Raw genomic sequence first — 13,361 nt, forward strand, 5'->3', positions numbered from 1 at the left:
TTACATTCCGAACCCGGAAGTTAAGCTTCCCTGCGCCGATGGTACTGCACTCGGGAGGGTGTGGGAGAGTAGGTCACCGCCGGACAATCTTTCAGGAGAAGGCCCCGACAGATTTGTCGGGGCCTTCTCTACGTTCACGATATGGCTTCCAGGAGACTGGGGGCCTTTTCGTGTTTCAGGGCCGGCTTCTGGTGGTGACGGACCCGGCGTAACTACTGGCCCGGTCCGTCACCACGTACGGAGTCGGTTGGTCAGGACTGGTTCGTGTCGATGTAGCTCACCGCGTTCTTGCTGACCACTGAGGTCCAGGGGACGATGATGACCGCGCCGTCGCGCTCGTACACCTGGCCACGGTCGGCCTCGGTGCCGTATTTCAGGGGGAGTGTCGCGAGTTCCTGGGCTTTGCCGCTGGCGGGGTCGAAGCGGACGAGGCGGGGGGCGAGCTCGCGCCAGTCGCCGACCTCCAGGGCCAGGAGTCCCTGTTCGTCGGCGCGGATGAAGGAGAGCGTCGTCTTGCCGGTGCCCGTCGACTGCCAGAGGCGGCGGCCGGTCTTGAGGTCGAAGGCGAGAGCCTTGTTGCGGTAGCCGCCTCCGTCCTTGGGCAGGTGCTCCAGCTTGGTCGCCAGGTAGAGGCGGTCGCCGTGCACCGCGTACGCGCGGCGTTCGTGGCCGCCCCGGACGAGCGCGACGCTGTTGAGGGTGCGCATGTCGGCGCTGCCCGCGTTGAACTCGCTCACCTTGCCCGTCGACGCGTACACGGTGAACACGTCGCCGCTGCGGGCCTTGCGATGGATGACGATCGGCTTCGCCGACAGGACGCCGTTCATCAGTGGGATGTCGCCGATGGGGTATTTGCCGGCGACGCGGCCGGTCGCCGGGTGCAGGACCTGGACACTGTTGCGCTTGCCGCCATCGCAGTCGAGCAGGACCACCACGCGGTCGGGGGCGGAGTTGGCGTCCTTCAGGTAGCAGCCCTTCCGGGGGGACCAGGTCCAGGCCTTGCCGCCGTCGGAGAGCCGGTAGCTGGTGAGCGTGTCGTCGACCTGGACGACGGCCATGTTCGCCGTCGACATGATGGTCGGCACCGTCAGCGATCCGCTCAGGGAGCTCTTCTCGGACGAGATCCCGGTCTTCCAGGTGAGCTTGCCGGTGGCGGCGTCGAGACCGGCGAGCTGGTCGCAGCGGCCTTCGGTCATGTACGCAATGGCGGCGGCGTTCTCGGACAGCTCCGGGGTGGCACCGCAGAGCTGCTTGCCGGGGGCGGGGAGGTTCCAGGCTTGTTTGCCGGTGTTCAGGGCGTAGGCGAGGACGGCGTCCTTCTGGGCCCTGATGACCGTGGTGTCGGTCAGCCAACTGGCGAACGCCATGCCGGCGGTGAAGTCCATGGTGCCGTGCCCGGCGAGGGGCACCGACCATTCGGGCACCCCGGGCTCGGCCTTCTTCGGCTCCTCGGGCTTCTGGGGGTCGGGGCTGGTCGCGGCCACCGGGTCCGGGGTGCCGGACTGCGTCACGTACCAGGCGATGCCGCCGCCCGTCCCGAGCAGGGCCAGTGCGCTGAAGGTTGCGATGAGGGCGGTCTTGCCCTTGCGCCGAGGCGGCGGTTGCTGGGGCTGGCCGCCCCACGGCCCTTGGCCTGGAGCCGTTCCCGCCTTCCCCCGGAGGTACAGCTGCGCCTGCGGGGCCGAGCCGCGCGGGGCAGTCTCCCGGGCTGCGGGTGGCCGGTACGCGGGCGGACCGCTGTTCGGCTGCACAGGCCCGTACGGGAGAGGCTCGTACGGTGCTGGCTTGTATGGGGCGGGCTCGTACGGGGCCGGCTTGTCGGGTGCGGCGCCGTACGGGGCGGGCTCGTGGGGGACGGCGACGTACGGGGCGGGCTCGTAGGGGGCCGGTCCCTGTGGGGGCGAGGGCAGAGGCGGTCCGGTGTTGGGCGATGGTGGCGGCCCGTACGGGTTCCACGGTTGCGGAGACGGCTGCCCCGGCGGTGGCGGCATCGGCTGACCGGACAGGGGCGGACCGACGTGCCCGGGCGGCATCGGCTGGCCGGGTGGCGGGGGAGGTGGCGTTCCGTGGGGTGGGGGGAAGGGCGCCGGTGGGGACGAGGGGCCGGACCACGGCGTCGGCGGGGGCTCGCCAGGCTGGTCCGGGGGTGACCAGGGGGCGGGCGTGTCCGGTGGCGTGGTGTCGGTGGGTGGCCTGGTGCCGGCGGGGGGCGTGGTCCCGGGGTCGCCCAGAACCGGTGGTGAGGTGGCGTCCAGGACCGGTGGCGAGGTGGCGTCGTCCCCCGGGGGCCCTCCGAAGTCCCCAGCGGGGGTGGGCGGGTTGGTCATGCGGTGTCCCCGATCAGGTGTGCTGCTTCCTGGCGTGGCGGGTGCGCGGCGGGCGTCCGGCCACGGCCCTCGCCCAGGGCGGTGAGCTCCTGGTGACGGGCACCGGGGCAGCCCCGCGCGGCTCACGGCCGACGGCGGCGAGGGCCGGGGGGATGCTATCAGCGGGCTTGGAGCAGGGGTTCGATCCGGTACGGGATCTGGGTGGAGAGGGCGATGGTGGAGTCGGTGCGCTGCACGGCGGGGGAGGTCAGGATGTGCGCGATGATCTCCTGGAGGTGGTCGGTGCTGGTGGCGACCACGCGGCAGAGCAGGTCGTGCTGGCCGCTGGTGCCGTGGGCCTCCAGGATCTGCGGCACGGCGCGCAACGACTCGACGGCCTCCGCCAGCCGGCCCTGGGCGATCTGCAGCCACACGAACGCCAGGATGGGGTGTCCCGCGTGGGCGGGTGACACGGTGGGGCCGAAGTCCTGGATCACGCCGCGGGCCGTGAGCTTGTCCACCCGGGCCTGTACGGTGCCGCGGGCGACGCCGAGCAGGCGGGCGAGCTCGGTCAGGCCGACTCGCGGGTGGGCCCGCATGGTGACGAGCAGTCGGGCGTCGAGATCGTCCACGGCGGCCTCCTCGAAGGCTGTGCGATTCGACTAGAAATACCAGCAAAAGTCGTACGAAATCCAGCGTATCGCGCAGGGAAACTGCGCGCTCTTGCCAGGGATCTGGGGACTTGCTGTCATCTGAGACATGTTCGAGGAAGCACAGTACTTCGCCCCGATCGCTACCCAGGACGACGGCTCGGTGGTGGTCGAGCTGGCCTCGTCGCACCCGGGGTTCGCCGATCCGGTGTATCGGGCGCGGCGCAACGCGATCGCCGGGCTGGCGGTCAACCATCGGCGTGGGGAGCCGATCCCCGTCGCCGAGTACACCGAGCAGGAGCACGAGGTCTGGGCGCTGGTCACCAGGGAACTGGGCGTCAAGCACCGCGCCTACGCCACGGCCGAGTATCTGGCCGGGGTCGAGCGGCTGGGGCTGCCGCGTGAGCGGATCCCGCAGCTCCAGGAGGTGAGCGAGCTGCTCGAACCGCTCACCGGGTTCCGCTACCTACCGGCTGCCGGGCTGGTGCCGCTGCGCGACTTCTACGGGGTGCTGGCCGACGGGTACTTCCACTCGACGCAGTACATCCGCCACCATTCCGTGCCGTTCTACACGCCGGAGCCGGACGTGGTGCACGAGGTGATCGGGCACGCCAACGCGCTGGCCAGTGACCGTTACGCGGCGCTCTACCGGCTGGCGGGCCAGGCGGCGCGCCGGGTGGAGGGCGAGGAGGCGCTGGAGTTCGTCTCGAAGGTGTTCTGGTTCACGCTGGAGTTCGGCGTGATGCGGGAGGGCGGTGAGCTGCGGGCGTACGGGGCGGGGATTCTGTCTTCGTACGGGGAGATCGAGGAGTTCAGGGGGATGGACATCCGGCCGCTGGACGTGGCGGCGATGGGTACCACCCACTACGACATCACGAAATATCAGGACGTGCTGTTCCAGGCCGACTCGCTCGGGCACCTGGAGGACGTCGTGGGCGACTTCTGGGCGACCTGCGACGACGACTCGATCGCGAAAGTGGTCGCCACCAGCTCCTAGCGCGCCAGCCTGACATTTCGTGATAATGCTCGAATGATCGCGGGCCGGGGGCGCGCATTGTCACGAATCGTCCTGGCGTTCGCCCTGCTGACTCCCCACGCTGTCTCGAGCCTCCCCACCGGCGCCGCCGCCGCGGCGCCCCGGCAGGGCGTGACGCGCGCGGTGACGGGCCCCGGGCGGGCCGCCGAGGCGCTCGGGCCGCCGGTCCCCGCGCCCGGCGGCAGGCGGGCGGCCCGTCGCAAGGCGCCGCGCGTCGACGCCAAGCGCGTCACCGCCCTGCTGGACCGCTTCCTGGCCGGCCGGCCGGGGCCCGTCACCGCGATGGTCAAGGACCTGACCACCGGGAGGCAGTATCGCTATCACCGCGGCGAGCGGCTCATCACCGCCAGCACCGCCAAGGTCCAGATCCTCGCCGCGCTGCTGCTGCGTACCGCGTGGAAGAAGCTTCCCGCGCAGGTCAGGCGGGACGCCGACCTGATGATCCGCTACAGCGACAACCACGCCGCCGACCGGCTGTGGCTGCGCATCGGCGGCGCGCCCGGTTTCACCCGGGCGGGACGGAAGCTCGGCCTGCGCCACACGGCGGGCGTGCCCGGCTCGTGCGTCGACCTCTACTGCTGGGGCATCACGCGGACGTCGGCCGAGGACCAGGTCCGGCTCATGCGGGCGCTCGTCGCGGAGCGCAGTGCGCTGCCCGCCGCGGACCGCGAACAGGTGCTCAGGCTCATGGGCGGCGTGATCGACGGCCAGAACTGGGGCATCAGCACCGCCAGGTGCCGGGGCGACCGCGTGGCGCTGAAGAACGGCTGGCTGAAGCGCGTCTCGACCAAGCGCTGGGCCGTCGTCAGCGCCGGCCTGCTGCGCGCCCGCGGCCACGACTACGCGATCGCGGTGCTCACCGAGGGCAGCCCGGAGGCCGGTTACGGGATCGCGACCGTCGAAGGGGTGACCACGCGGATCATGCGGTCGTTCCGGAAGTGCCGGGCGTGACCAGCCGGTAGCCGACGCCGCGCACGGTCTGGATGAGCCGGTCGTCGTCGTCGCCCAGCCGCGCCCGCAGCCGCTTGACGTGCACCGCGATCGTGTTGGTCGACGTGCTGGCCGCCGCGTGCCACACGTGGCGCATGATCTGCTCGCGGGTGACCGTCCGGTCCGCGTTGCGCATCAGATAGTGCAGCAGCTCGAACTCGCGCAACGGCAGATGCACGATCCGCCCGTCGACCCGTACCTGATAGGCGTGCACGTCCAGCTCCACGCCGCCGACGGCGAGCACCTTGCGCGCCTCCGGGGACGCGGCGTGGATGAACGGCAGCAGCTCCGGCACCCGGTACGGGCGGGCCACGCACGCGGCGGCGCCGGCGGCGAGCGCGCGCACCGCCTGCTCGGCGTGCCCCTCACCGACGCCGAGAAGGACGGGCACGACCCGGGAGCGCCGTACCGCCTGAACGAAGTCGACCGCGTCGATCACCGGGAGGGTCGCCGAGACCAGCACCACGTCCGGCTGCAGCGCGCCTGCCTGGAGCAGCCCCTGGGCGCCGTCGGGGGCGCCCGTGACCGCGACGCCCTCGCGTTCGAGGGCGGCGGCGACATCCTGCACGACCTCGGCATCGGGGTCGGCGATGAGGAGTACGGGTTTCGTCCGCGTATCCCCGTTCACCGTGCTTGCCGCCTGGTCGATCATCAGCCGAAGCGCCCGGTGATGTAGTCCTCGGTGGCCTTTTCGGAGGGGTTGGTGAACATGCGGGAGGTCTCGTCCATCTCGATGACCTTGCCGGGCTTGCCCTGCTCGGCCAGGTTGAAGAACGCGGTGCGGTCGCTCACCCGGGCGGCCTGCTGCATGTTGTGGGTGACGATGACGATCGTGTAGTCGTCCTTGAGCTTGGCCATCAGGTCCTCGATCGCCAGCGTGGAGATCGGGTCGAGGGCCGAGCAGGGCTCGTCCATGAGCAGCACCTGCGGCTTGACCGCGATCGCGCGGGCGATGCACAGCCGCTGCTGCTGACCGCCGGACAGGCCGGCGCCGGGCTTGCTGAGCCGGTCCTTGACCTCGTTCCAGAGGTTGGCGCCCTTGAGCGACTCCTCGACCACGCCGTCCATCTCGGACTTGGAGACGCGGCCGTTGAGGCGCAGGCCGGCGGCCACGTTCTCGTAGATGGACATGGTGGGGAACGGGTTGGGCCGCTGGAAGACCATGCCGATCATGCGGCGCACCGAGACGGGCTCGACCGTGGGGGCGTAGAGGTCCTCGCCGTCGAGCAGCACCTTGCCCTCGACTCGCGCGCCCGGGATGACCTCGTGCATGCGGTTGAGGGTGCGCAGGAACGTCGACTTGCCGCACCCGGACGGGCCGATGAAGGCCGTGATCGAGCGCGGCTCGATGGTCATCGAGACATCCTCGATGGCCTTGTGCCCGCCGTAGTAGGCGTCGAGTCCGGAGACCTGGATTTGCTTGGACATGTCGCGGAGTTCCCCCTATCGGCCCCTGGCGGGCGAGCGCCACCAGGCGATCAGGCGCGCCACCAGGTTGAACAGCATGACGATCAGAATGAGCGTGAGGGCTCCGGTCCAGGCCCGGTCGATGGCGGTGTCGTTGGGACGCGCCGCCTGGTCGAACACGAAGAGGGGGAGCCCCATCTGCGGCCCGCTGAACGGGTCGTTGTTGATGGAGTCGGTGAAGAAGACGGTCAGCAGCAGCGGCGCGGTCTCGCCGGCCACGCGGGCCACGGCCAGCATGACGCCGGTGATGATGCCGGTGAGCGCCGTCGGCAGCACGACCTTGACGATCGTGCGCCACTTGGGCACGCCCAGCGCGTACGAGGCCTCGCGCAGGTCGCCCGGCACCAGTCGGAGCATCTCCTCGGCCGACCGCACCACGGTCGGCATCATCAGGATCGACAGCGCCATCGCGCCCGCGAAACCCGAGTAGGGCATGCCCAGGAACAGGATCCAGAACGCCAGCACGAACAGACCGGCGACCACCGAGGGGATGCCGGTCATGACGTCGACGAAGAAGCTGATGGCCCGGCTGAGCCGGCCGCCGTTGCCGTACTCCACCAGGTAGATGGCGGTCAGCAGGCCGATCGGGACCGAGATCACCGAGGCCAGCAGAACCTGTTCCAGGGTGCCGATGATGGCGTGGTAGGCGCCGCCGCCCGCGTCGCGTGCGCCGATGTTGCGCATCGAGTGGGTGAGGAACTCCATGTCGAAGCGCGCCAGGCCGTTGGAGATCACCAGCCAGAGCACGGAGACGAGCGGCACCACGGCCAGCGCGAACGCCAGATAGACCAGGCCCTGGACGATGCGGTCCTTGACCCGGCGGCCGGTCGAGATGTGCTGGATGGTGGTCATGTGCCGGCCTTCATGAACTCTTTGCGTCGGTTGATGATCATGCGAGCAGCCATGTTGACGAGCAGGGTGATGACGAACAGCACGAGACCGGAGGCGATCAGCGCGCCCCGGCCGATGTCGCCCGCCTCGCCGAAGCCGTTGGCGATGTTGGCGGCGATGCTGTTGCCCTGCGGGGTGAGGATCTGGAAGCTGATGCCGAACGTCGCCGGGAAGATCAGCGCCACCGCGATCGTCTCGCCCATCGCGCGGCCCAGGCCGAGCATCGCGGCGCTGATCACGCCGGGACGGCCGAACGGCAGCACGGCCATCCGGATCATCTCCCAGCGGGTGGCGCCGAGGGCGAGCGCGGCCTCCTCGTTCATCTTGGGAGCCTGGAGGAAGACCTCGCGGGAGATGGCCGCGATGATCGGCAGGATCATGATCGCCAGGACGATGCCGCCCGCGAGCATGGTCTTGCCGCCGATCGCACCGTCACCGGCGAACAGCGGGAACCAGCCGAACGTGGCGTTCAGCCACTCCGACGGCGTCTTCAGCAGCGGCACCAGGAACGCCACGCCCCACAGGCCGTAGATCACACTCGGCACCGCGGCCAGCAGGTCGATCAGGTAGCCCAGGCCCGCCGCCAGCTTGCGCGGCGCGTAGTGGGAGATGAACAGCGCGACGCCCACCGCGACCGGCGTGGCGATGACCAGCGCGATCGCCGAGCTGAGCACGGTGCCGAACGCGAGCGCGCCGATGCCGAACACCAGGCTGCCGTTGGGGTCCCAGGTCAGCTCCGTGAAGAAGTTGGCCTTGTTGGCGGACAGCGCGGGGATCGCCTCGGCGACGAGGAAGACCGCGATGGCCGCCATGATGCCCAGCAGGACGATGCCCGAACCGGTGGACAGCCAGCGGAACAGGCCCTCACTGGAGGTGCGCCGCGGGGCGGGCCGGCTCGTGGCCGGTCCGCCCTCGCGAATTTCGACTTTGGTCGTCATCGGTGACTAGGAGATGGCCTCGACGGCGGAGCGGACCTTGACCAGCAGGTCGCCCGACAGCGGGGCGTAGCCCAGGTCGGTCAGCGCCTTCTGGCCCGCGTCGCTGGCGGTGTAGGTCAGGAAGGCCTTGACCAGCTTGGCGTCCTCGGCGGGCAGACCCTTCTCGCAGGTGATCTCGTACGTGACCAGGACGATCGGGTAGGCGCCCGGCGTCTTGGTGGCGTAGTCGATCGAGAGCTTGAGGTCGTTGCCGGTGCCGGTGATCTCGGCGGTCTCGACCGTCTTGGCCGCGCTCTCCGGGGTCAGCTCGACGAACTCGCCGCTGCCGTTGGCCACCTTGGCCTTCTGGAGCTCGGAGTTCTCGGCGTAGGAGAGCTCGACGTAACCGATCGCGCCCTCGGTGCCCTTGACGCTGGCGGCGACCTGGTCGGAGCCCTTGGCGCCCTGGCCCTTGGCCTCGGCCGGCCACGCCTTGCCCGGCTCGTACGGCCAGTCGGAGGTGGCCTTGAGGAACTTGGTGAAGTTGTCGCTGGTGCCCGACTCGTCCGAGCGGTGGAACGCCTGGATCGGGGTCGAGGGAAGCTGCGCCTCGGGGTTCTCGGCCTTGATGGCCGGGTCGTCCCACTTGGTGATCTTGCTGTTGAAGATGCCGGCGAGCGTCTTCGGCGACAGCTGCACGCCCTCGACGCCGGGCAGGTTGTAGACCACCGCGACCGGGCCGGTCACCATCGGGATGTTGATGGCCTTGCCGGTCTTGCAGCGCGCGTCGGCCTGGGCGGGCTCGTCCTCCTTCAGCGCCGAGTCGGAACCCGCGAACGCCACCGTGCCGGCGATGAACGCCTGGATGCCGGCGCCCGAACCGCTGGGCTGGTAGTTGACGCTGACCCCGGAGTTGGCGCCCTGGAAGTCCTTCTTCCACTGGTCGATCGCGTTGGCCTGGGCCGAGGAGCCGGCGGCGTTGATCGATCCGCTCAGGCTGCTGTCACCGCTCGCGGCGGAGGTGGCGGCGGCCGAGCTGGTGCTGCCAGCCGGCGAGTTGTTATCTGTGCCGCACGCAGCGAGCGAGAGCGCGCCGACGACGGCGACGGCGGCGAGCCGGCCTGCATACTTCACGATGGGTTCCTCTCCCACTTCGATCCTTAGACGTCCACGAAGCTATGCAGCCAAGGTGACTCGATCCCCTAACGAGGGTGAACGGACGGTGAACACCTCATGATTGAAGACATGACCTCACTGACGTACCGCGTATGTGTCGTATGCATGGGAAACATTTGCCGCTCGCCGATGGCCGAGACGGTTCTCCGCAAGGTCGTGGCCGACCGCGGCCTGGGCGACCGGGTGATCGTGGAGAGCGCCGGCACCGGCGGCTGGCACGCCGGCGGGCCGATGGACGAGCGGGCCCTGCGCGTCCTGGCCGAGCACGGCTACGACGGCGCCGACCACAGCGCCCGGCAGTTCACCCGTGACTGGTTCGACCGATATGACCTGGTCCTTGCCATGGACCGCGACAACCAGGCGTTCCTGCGCCGGATGGCGCCCGCCGGGGTGGAGGTGCGGCTGTTCCGCTCCTTCGACCCGGCGGCCCCCGACGGCGCCGAGGTCCCCGACCCCTACTACGGCGGCGACGAGGGCTTCGTGGAAGTCCTCGCGCTGGTCGAGGCGGCCGCCGAGGGCGTGGCCGACCACATCGCCGATGAGATCGGCTGAGGACCTCGGCGCGTCCCACGGGTGGCGGCTGCAGCGGGGCGTGCTCGACGACGGGCGCGTGGTCTTCGCCAAGATCGGGGCCGTTTCTCCGGTGTTCACCTCCGAGGCGGCCGGGCTGCGCTGGCTCGGCGAGGCAGTCACGGTCCCCGAGGTGATCGAGGCCGCCGACGACCGGCTCGTGCTGTCATGGGTGGAGGAGGAGCCGCCCACCGCCGGGGCCGCCGAACGCTTCGGGCGCGACCTGGCCCGCATGCACCGCGCCGGGGCGCCCGCCTTCGGCGCGCCCTGGCCGGGCTTCATCGCCGAGCTGCCCATGGACAACTCGGCTGCGCCCGACTGGCCGTCCTTCTACGCCACCCGCCGCGTCCTGCCGTTCGTACGGCGGGCGCGGCTCGCTTCACGGGACGTTCATCTGATCGAGCGCGCCGTCGAGCGGTTCGGCGAGGTCGCCGGTGCGCCCGAGCCGCCCGCGCGCATCCACGGCGACCTGTGGAGCGGCAACCTGCTGTGGTCGGCGGGCACCGGCGTGCTCGTCGACCCGGCGGCGCACGGCGGGCACCGCGAGACCGATCTGGCCATGCTCGCCCTGTTCGGCGCCCCGTACCTGGACCGGATCCTCGGCGCCTACCGCGAGGAGGCGCCGCTCGCCGACGGCTGGCGGGAGCGGGTGTCGCTGCACCAGCTCCACCCGCTGCTCGTGCACGTCGTGCTGTACGGCGGCGCGTACCGCGACGGGCTGATGGCGGCCGTCAGGAACGTGCTGGCGCTGTGAGGCGGTGGATGACCTCGTCGTGCAGGAGGCCGTTCGTGCACACCAGGCTGCCGCCCTCCATGCCGCGCACTCCCGACACGTCGGTCCAGCGGCCGCCCGCCTCCTCGACGATCACCGTCAGCGCCGCCATGTCCCACGGCGACAGCTCCGGCTCGGCCGACACGTCCACCGAGCCCTCGGCGACCATCATGTGCGACCAGAAGTCTCCGTACGCCCGCGTCCGCCAGCAGGCGCCGCCCAGGTCCAGGAAGTTGTCCAGGCGGCCGATCTTCTCCCAGCCGCCGAAGCTGGAGTAGGAGAACGAGGCGTCCTCCAGCGTCGACACCTGCGACACGCGCATCCGGCTCGCCTTGGTCAGGCTCTTGCCGGTCCACGCGCCGCCCCCGGCCGCCGCCCACCACCTGCGGCCCAGCGCCGGGGCCGACACCAGGCCGACGACGACCTTGCCGTACTCCATCAGCCCGATCAGCGTCGCCCACACCGGGACGCCGCGCACGTAGTTCTTCGTGCCGTCGATGGGGTCGATGATCCACGACCTGGCGCCCCAGCCGGTCTCGCCGTACTCCTCGCCCACGACCGCGTCACGCGGCCTGGCGCGGCGCAGCGTGCCCCGGATCGCCTCCTCCACGGCCCGGTCGGCGTCGCTGACCGGAGTCAGGTCGGGCTTCGTCTCGACCTTGAGGTCGACCGCCTTAAACCGGCGCATGGTCAGGTCGTCGGCGGCGTCCGCCATGACATGCGCGAGGCGTAGATCGTCGTTGTAACCCTGCACGGACAGCCACGCTACCGTGCCGGGTATGCCGAGCATCAGGCGACGGGCGCGCCTTTTCTGGTAAGTCCCGTTCCAGGCGTGGGTCTTGTGGTTACCGGCCAGTAGGGTAAGAGGTATGTCACTCGACGTCGGCGACCTGCTGCTCCAGACGGTGCCCTTCGCCCGCACCCTCGGCATCACGTTCTCCTCGACCGGCGACGGCCGCGCCACCTGCGTGCTGCCTGACCGGCCGGACCTGCACAACCACATCGGCGGACCGCACGCCGGAGCCATGTTCACGCTCGCCGAGTCGGCGTCCGGCGCCGCCATGCTGTCGGTGTTCGGCGACCAGCTCGACCGGGCCGTCCCGCTCGTCGCCACCTCCGCCGTCCGCTACGTCAAGCTCGCCAAGGGCGAGATCACCGCCGAGGCGCACCTGCAGGCCGAACGCGCGGACGTCGTGGCCCGGCTCGACGCGGGCGAGCGGGCCGAGTTCGGCGTCGAGGTCGACGTGCGCGACGCCGGCGGCACCACCGTCGCCACCCTCACCGTCACCTGGACCCTCCGGCCGAACCGCGCCTGACCGGCTCTCCGCCGTCAGGCCGGGTCGTCCGGAGCTCCCTCGCGGCTGGAGAGCAGACGGCGCAACGACTCCAGCCGCGCCGGATCGGCGTGCCCCTGCGCTGCCCAGGCGTCCAGCGCACAGCCGTCGGCCAGATGCGTGCACCCCTTCGGGCAGGCGACCGTGCCCTCCACCAGGTCAGGGAACGACGCCAGCACCGTCTCCACGGACACGTGCGCCAGCCCGAAACTCCGCACCCCCGGCGTGTCGATGATCCAGCCGCCCTCCGGCAGCTCCAGCGCCACGGCCGACGTGGACGTGTGCCGCCCCCGGCCCGTCACGGCGTTGACATGCGACACCGCGCGGTTCGCGTCCGGGACGAGGCTGTTGACCAGCGTCGACTTGCCCACCCCCGAATGCCCCACCAGCACGCTGATCCGGCCCGTCAGCAGCTCGCGCAACTCGTCCAGCGCCCCGCCCTTGCGCACCACCACATGCGGGACCCCCAGCGGCTCGTACAGCGCCACCAGCTCGTCCGGCGGCGCCAGGTCCGACTTCGTCAGGCACAGCAGCGCGTCGATCTCCGCGTCGAACGCCGCCACCAGCATGCGGTCGATCATGCGCGGCCGGGGCGGCGGATCGGCCAGCGCCGTCACGATCACCAGCTGATCGGCGTTCGCCACCACCGGCCGCTCGATCCCGTCCGTGTCGTCCGTGTCGTCCGCCGAACGCCGCAGCATCGACGTCCGCGGCTCCACCCGGACCACCCGGGCCAGCGTGTCAGGCTGCCCCGACACGTCGCCCACCAGCGCCACCCGGTCGCCGACCACGATCCCCTTACGGCCCAGCTCCCGCGCCTTCATGGCCACGACCAGCCGGGACGCCTGCTGCCTGCGCTTGGCCGCCGAGCCCTTGGCCCGCTCCGGCTCCACCAGCGTCGTGTAGCGGCCCCGGTCCACGGCGACCACGAACCCCTCAACGGCATCCTCGTGCGCAGGCCGAATCCGGGTCCGCGGCCTCGAACCCTTGCCCGGCCTGACCCGCACGTCGTCCTCGTCGTACTCCCGCTTTCTCAGCGGTCCACTCCCATGTGCTCGCTCGATCCTCGTCCGCCGTCGCCCCTCACGGGCGCCCGGCCCACTGCGGACCTATGCCCGCTCCACACCCGGTATCCCCCGGGAACGGCATCCCCCACCGTAACCACCCCCACTGCGGGGAAGCAGCCCCACACCACGGCGACGAAGCCCCGCCCGCCCGGGGCCGCGCGCCCCCACCCGAAGGCCCCAGCCGG

At 70.8% G+C, this 13,361-nt stretch carries 14 protein-coding genes and 1 rRNA gene; 6 read left to right on the forward strand and 9 right to left on the reverse strand.

Annotated elements, in window-relative coordinates; all coding sequences use genetic code 11:
• Positions 1 to 85 (forward strand): 5S ribosomal RNA (gene rrf / locus AB0G11_RS31235); the annotation flags it as partial.
• A gap of 166 nt (positions 86 to 251) precedes the next feature.
• Here the strand turns inward: rrf and AB0G11_RS31240 are convergent.
• Complete coding sequence (locus tag AB0G11_RS31240; RefSeq protein WP_357590212.1) at positions 252 to 1,511, reverse strand: PQQ-binding-like beta-propeller repeat protein; 1,260 nt, start codon at positions 1,509 to 1,511, stop codon at positions 252 to 254.
• Between the two features lie 974 nt (positions 1,512 to 2,485).
• A complete protein-coding gene (locus AB0G11_RS31245) occupies positions 2,486 to 2,938 on the reverse strand; it encodes an Lrp/AsnC family transcriptional regulator (RefSeq protein ID WP_219519996.1) in 453 nt (150 codons plus the stop codon).
• Between the two features lie 127 nt (positions 2,939 to 3,065).
• Between AB0G11_RS31245 and AB0G11_RS31250 the strand changes: the two genes are divergently transcribed.
• Together AB0G11_RS31250 and AB0G11_RS31255 are read left to right on the forward strand one after the other, a co-directional pair.
• Positions 3,066 to 3,953, forward strand: a complete 888-nt coding sequence (locus AB0G11_RS31250; protein ID WP_357590214.1) for a phenylalanine 4-monooxygenase — start codon at positions 3,066 to 3,068, stop codon at positions 3,951 to 3,953.
• Between the two features lie 57 nt (positions 3,954 to 4,010).
• Positions 4,011 to 4,943 (forward strand): serine hydrolase, encoded by a 933-nt coding sequence (locus AB0G11_RS31255; protein ID WP_357590216.1) that lies wholly within the window; start codon positions 4,011 to 4,013, stop codon positions 4,941 to 4,943.
• Here the strand turns inward: AB0G11_RS31255 and AB0G11_RS31260 are convergent.
• From AB0G11_RS31260 to pstS, 5 genes are read right to left on the reverse strand one after another with little or no spacing between them, the layout of a single operon-like run.
• The gene (locus AB0G11_RS31260; RefSeq protein ID WP_308126269.1) at positions 4,912 to 5,610 is read right to left on the reverse strand and encodes a response regulator transcription factor; all 699 of its coding nucleotides are present in this window, start codon (positions 5,608 to 5,610) and stop codon (positions 4,912 to 4,914) included. The two genes, AB0G11_RS31255 and AB0G11_RS31260, sit on opposite strands and share 32 nt — an antisense overlap.
• 23 nt (positions 5,611 to 5,633) lie before the next feature.
• Positions 5,634 to 6,410, reverse strand: a complete 777-nt coding sequence (gene pstB / locus AB0G11_RS31265) for a phosphate ABC transporter ATP-binding protein PstB (protein ID WP_219519817.1) — start codon at positions 6,408 to 6,410, stop codon at positions 5,634 to 5,636.
• A gap of 15 nt (positions 6,411 to 6,425) precedes the next feature.
• Positions 6,426 to 7,301: a phosphate ABC transporter permease PstA gene (gene pstA, locus AB0G11_RS31270; protein WP_219519814.1), complete on the reverse strand. Its 876-nt coding sequence runs from the start codon at positions 7,299 to 7,301 to the stop codon at positions 6,426 to 6,428.
• A complete protein-coding gene (gene pstC / locus AB0G11_RS31275; RefSeq protein WP_219519810.1) occupies positions 7,298 to 8,278 on the reverse strand; it encodes a phosphate ABC transporter permease subunit PstC in 981 nt (326 codons plus the stop codon). The genes pstA and pstC overlap by 4 nt, the downstream gene beginning before the upstream one ends.
• Positions 8,279 to 8,284: 6 nt before the next feature.
• The gene (pstS, locus tag AB0G11_RS31280; protein ID WP_219519807.1) at positions 8,285 to 9,391 is read right to left on the reverse strand and encodes a phosphate ABC transporter substrate-binding protein PstS; all 1,107 of its coding nucleotides are present in this window, start codon (positions 9,389 to 9,391) and stop codon (positions 8,285 to 8,287) included.
• A 111-nt stretch (positions 9,392 to 9,502) separates the two neighbouring features.
• Between pstS and AB0G11_RS31285 the strand changes: the two genes are divergently transcribed.
• Together AB0G11_RS31285 and AB0G11_RS31290 are read left to right on the forward strand one after the other, a co-directional pair.
• On the forward strand, positions 9,503 to 9,985 hold the full coding sequence (locus AB0G11_RS31285; RefSeq protein ID WP_357590218.1) for a low molecular weight protein-tyrosine-phosphatase: 483 nt from the start codon (positions 9,503 to 9,505) through the stop codon (positions 9,983 to 9,985).
• Positions 9,972 to 10,757 carry a fructosamine kinase family protein gene (locus AB0G11_RS31290; RefSeq protein ID WP_219500804.1) on the forward strand — a complete coding sequence of 262 codons (786 nt, stop codon included), beginning with the start codon at positions 9,972 to 9,974 and terminating at the stop codon, positions 10,755 to 10,757. Before AB0G11_RS31285 ends, AB0G11_RS31290 begins: the two co-directional genes overlap by 14 nt.
• Here AB0G11_RS31290 and hisN read toward each other — a convergent pair.
• Complete coding sequence (gene hisN, locus AB0G11_RS31295; protein ID WP_357590220.1) at positions 10,735 to 11,529, reverse strand: histidinol-phosphatase; 795 nt, start codon at positions 11,527 to 11,529, stop codon at positions 10,735 to 10,737. The genes AB0G11_RS31290 and hisN overlap by 23 nt on opposite strands.
• 115 nt (positions 11,530 to 11,644) lie before the next feature.
• Between hisN and AB0G11_RS31300 the strand changes: the two genes are divergently transcribed.
• Positions 11,645 to 12,091, forward strand: a complete 447-nt coding sequence (locus AB0G11_RS31300; protein WP_219500815.1) for a YiiD C-terminal domain-containing protein — start codon at positions 11,645 to 11,647, stop codon at positions 12,089 to 12,091.
• A 14-nt stretch (positions 12,092 to 12,105) separates the two neighbouring features.
• On the opposite strand, the gene rsgA is transcribed toward AB0G11_RS31300, so the two are convergent.
• A complete protein-coding gene (gene rsgA, locus AB0G11_RS31305; RefSeq protein WP_219501180.1) occupies positions 12,106 to 13,146 on the reverse strand; it encodes a ribosome small subunit-dependent GTPase A in 1,041 nt (346 codons plus the stop codon).
• Between the last annotated feature and the right edge of the window lie 215 nt (positions 13,147 to 13,361).

It is taken from the genome of Nonomuraea sp. NPDC023979, assembly GCF_040639085.1.
Lineage (GTDB): Bacteria > Actinomycetota > Actinomycetes > Streptosporangiales > Streptosporangiaceae > Nonomuraea > Nonomuraea ceibae.

Bases quoted from the DNA above. Each gene is read 5' to 3' on its own strand.
- AB0G11_RS31250 (WP_357590214.1), top strand. From the start codon at position 3,066: ATGTTCGAGGAAGCACAGTACTTCGCCCCGATCGCTACCCAGGACGAC.
- pstB (WP_219519817.1), bottom strand. From the start codon at position 6,410: ATGTCCAAGCAAATCCAGGTCTCCGGACTCGACGCCTACTACGGCGGG.
- pstA (WP_219519814.1), bottom strand. From the start codon at position 7,301: ATGACCACCATCCAGCACATCTCGACCGGCCGCCGGGTCAAGGACCGC.
- pstC (WP_219519810.1), bottom strand. From the start codon at position 8,278: ATGACGACCAAAGTCGAAATTCGCGAGGGCGGACCGGCCACGAGCCGG.
- AB0G11_RS31285 (WP_357590218.1), top strand. From the start codon at position 9,503: ATGACCTCACTGACGTACCGCGTATGTGTCGTATGCATGGGAAACATT.
- AB0G11_RS31290 (WP_219500804.1), top strand. From the start codon at position 9,972: ATGAGATCGGCTGAGGACCTCGGCGCGTCCCACGGGTGGCGGCTGCAG.
- AB0G11_RS31300 (WP_219500815.1), top strand. From the start codon at position 11,645: ATGTCACTCGACGTCGGCGACCTGCTGCTCCAGACGGTGCCCTTCGCC.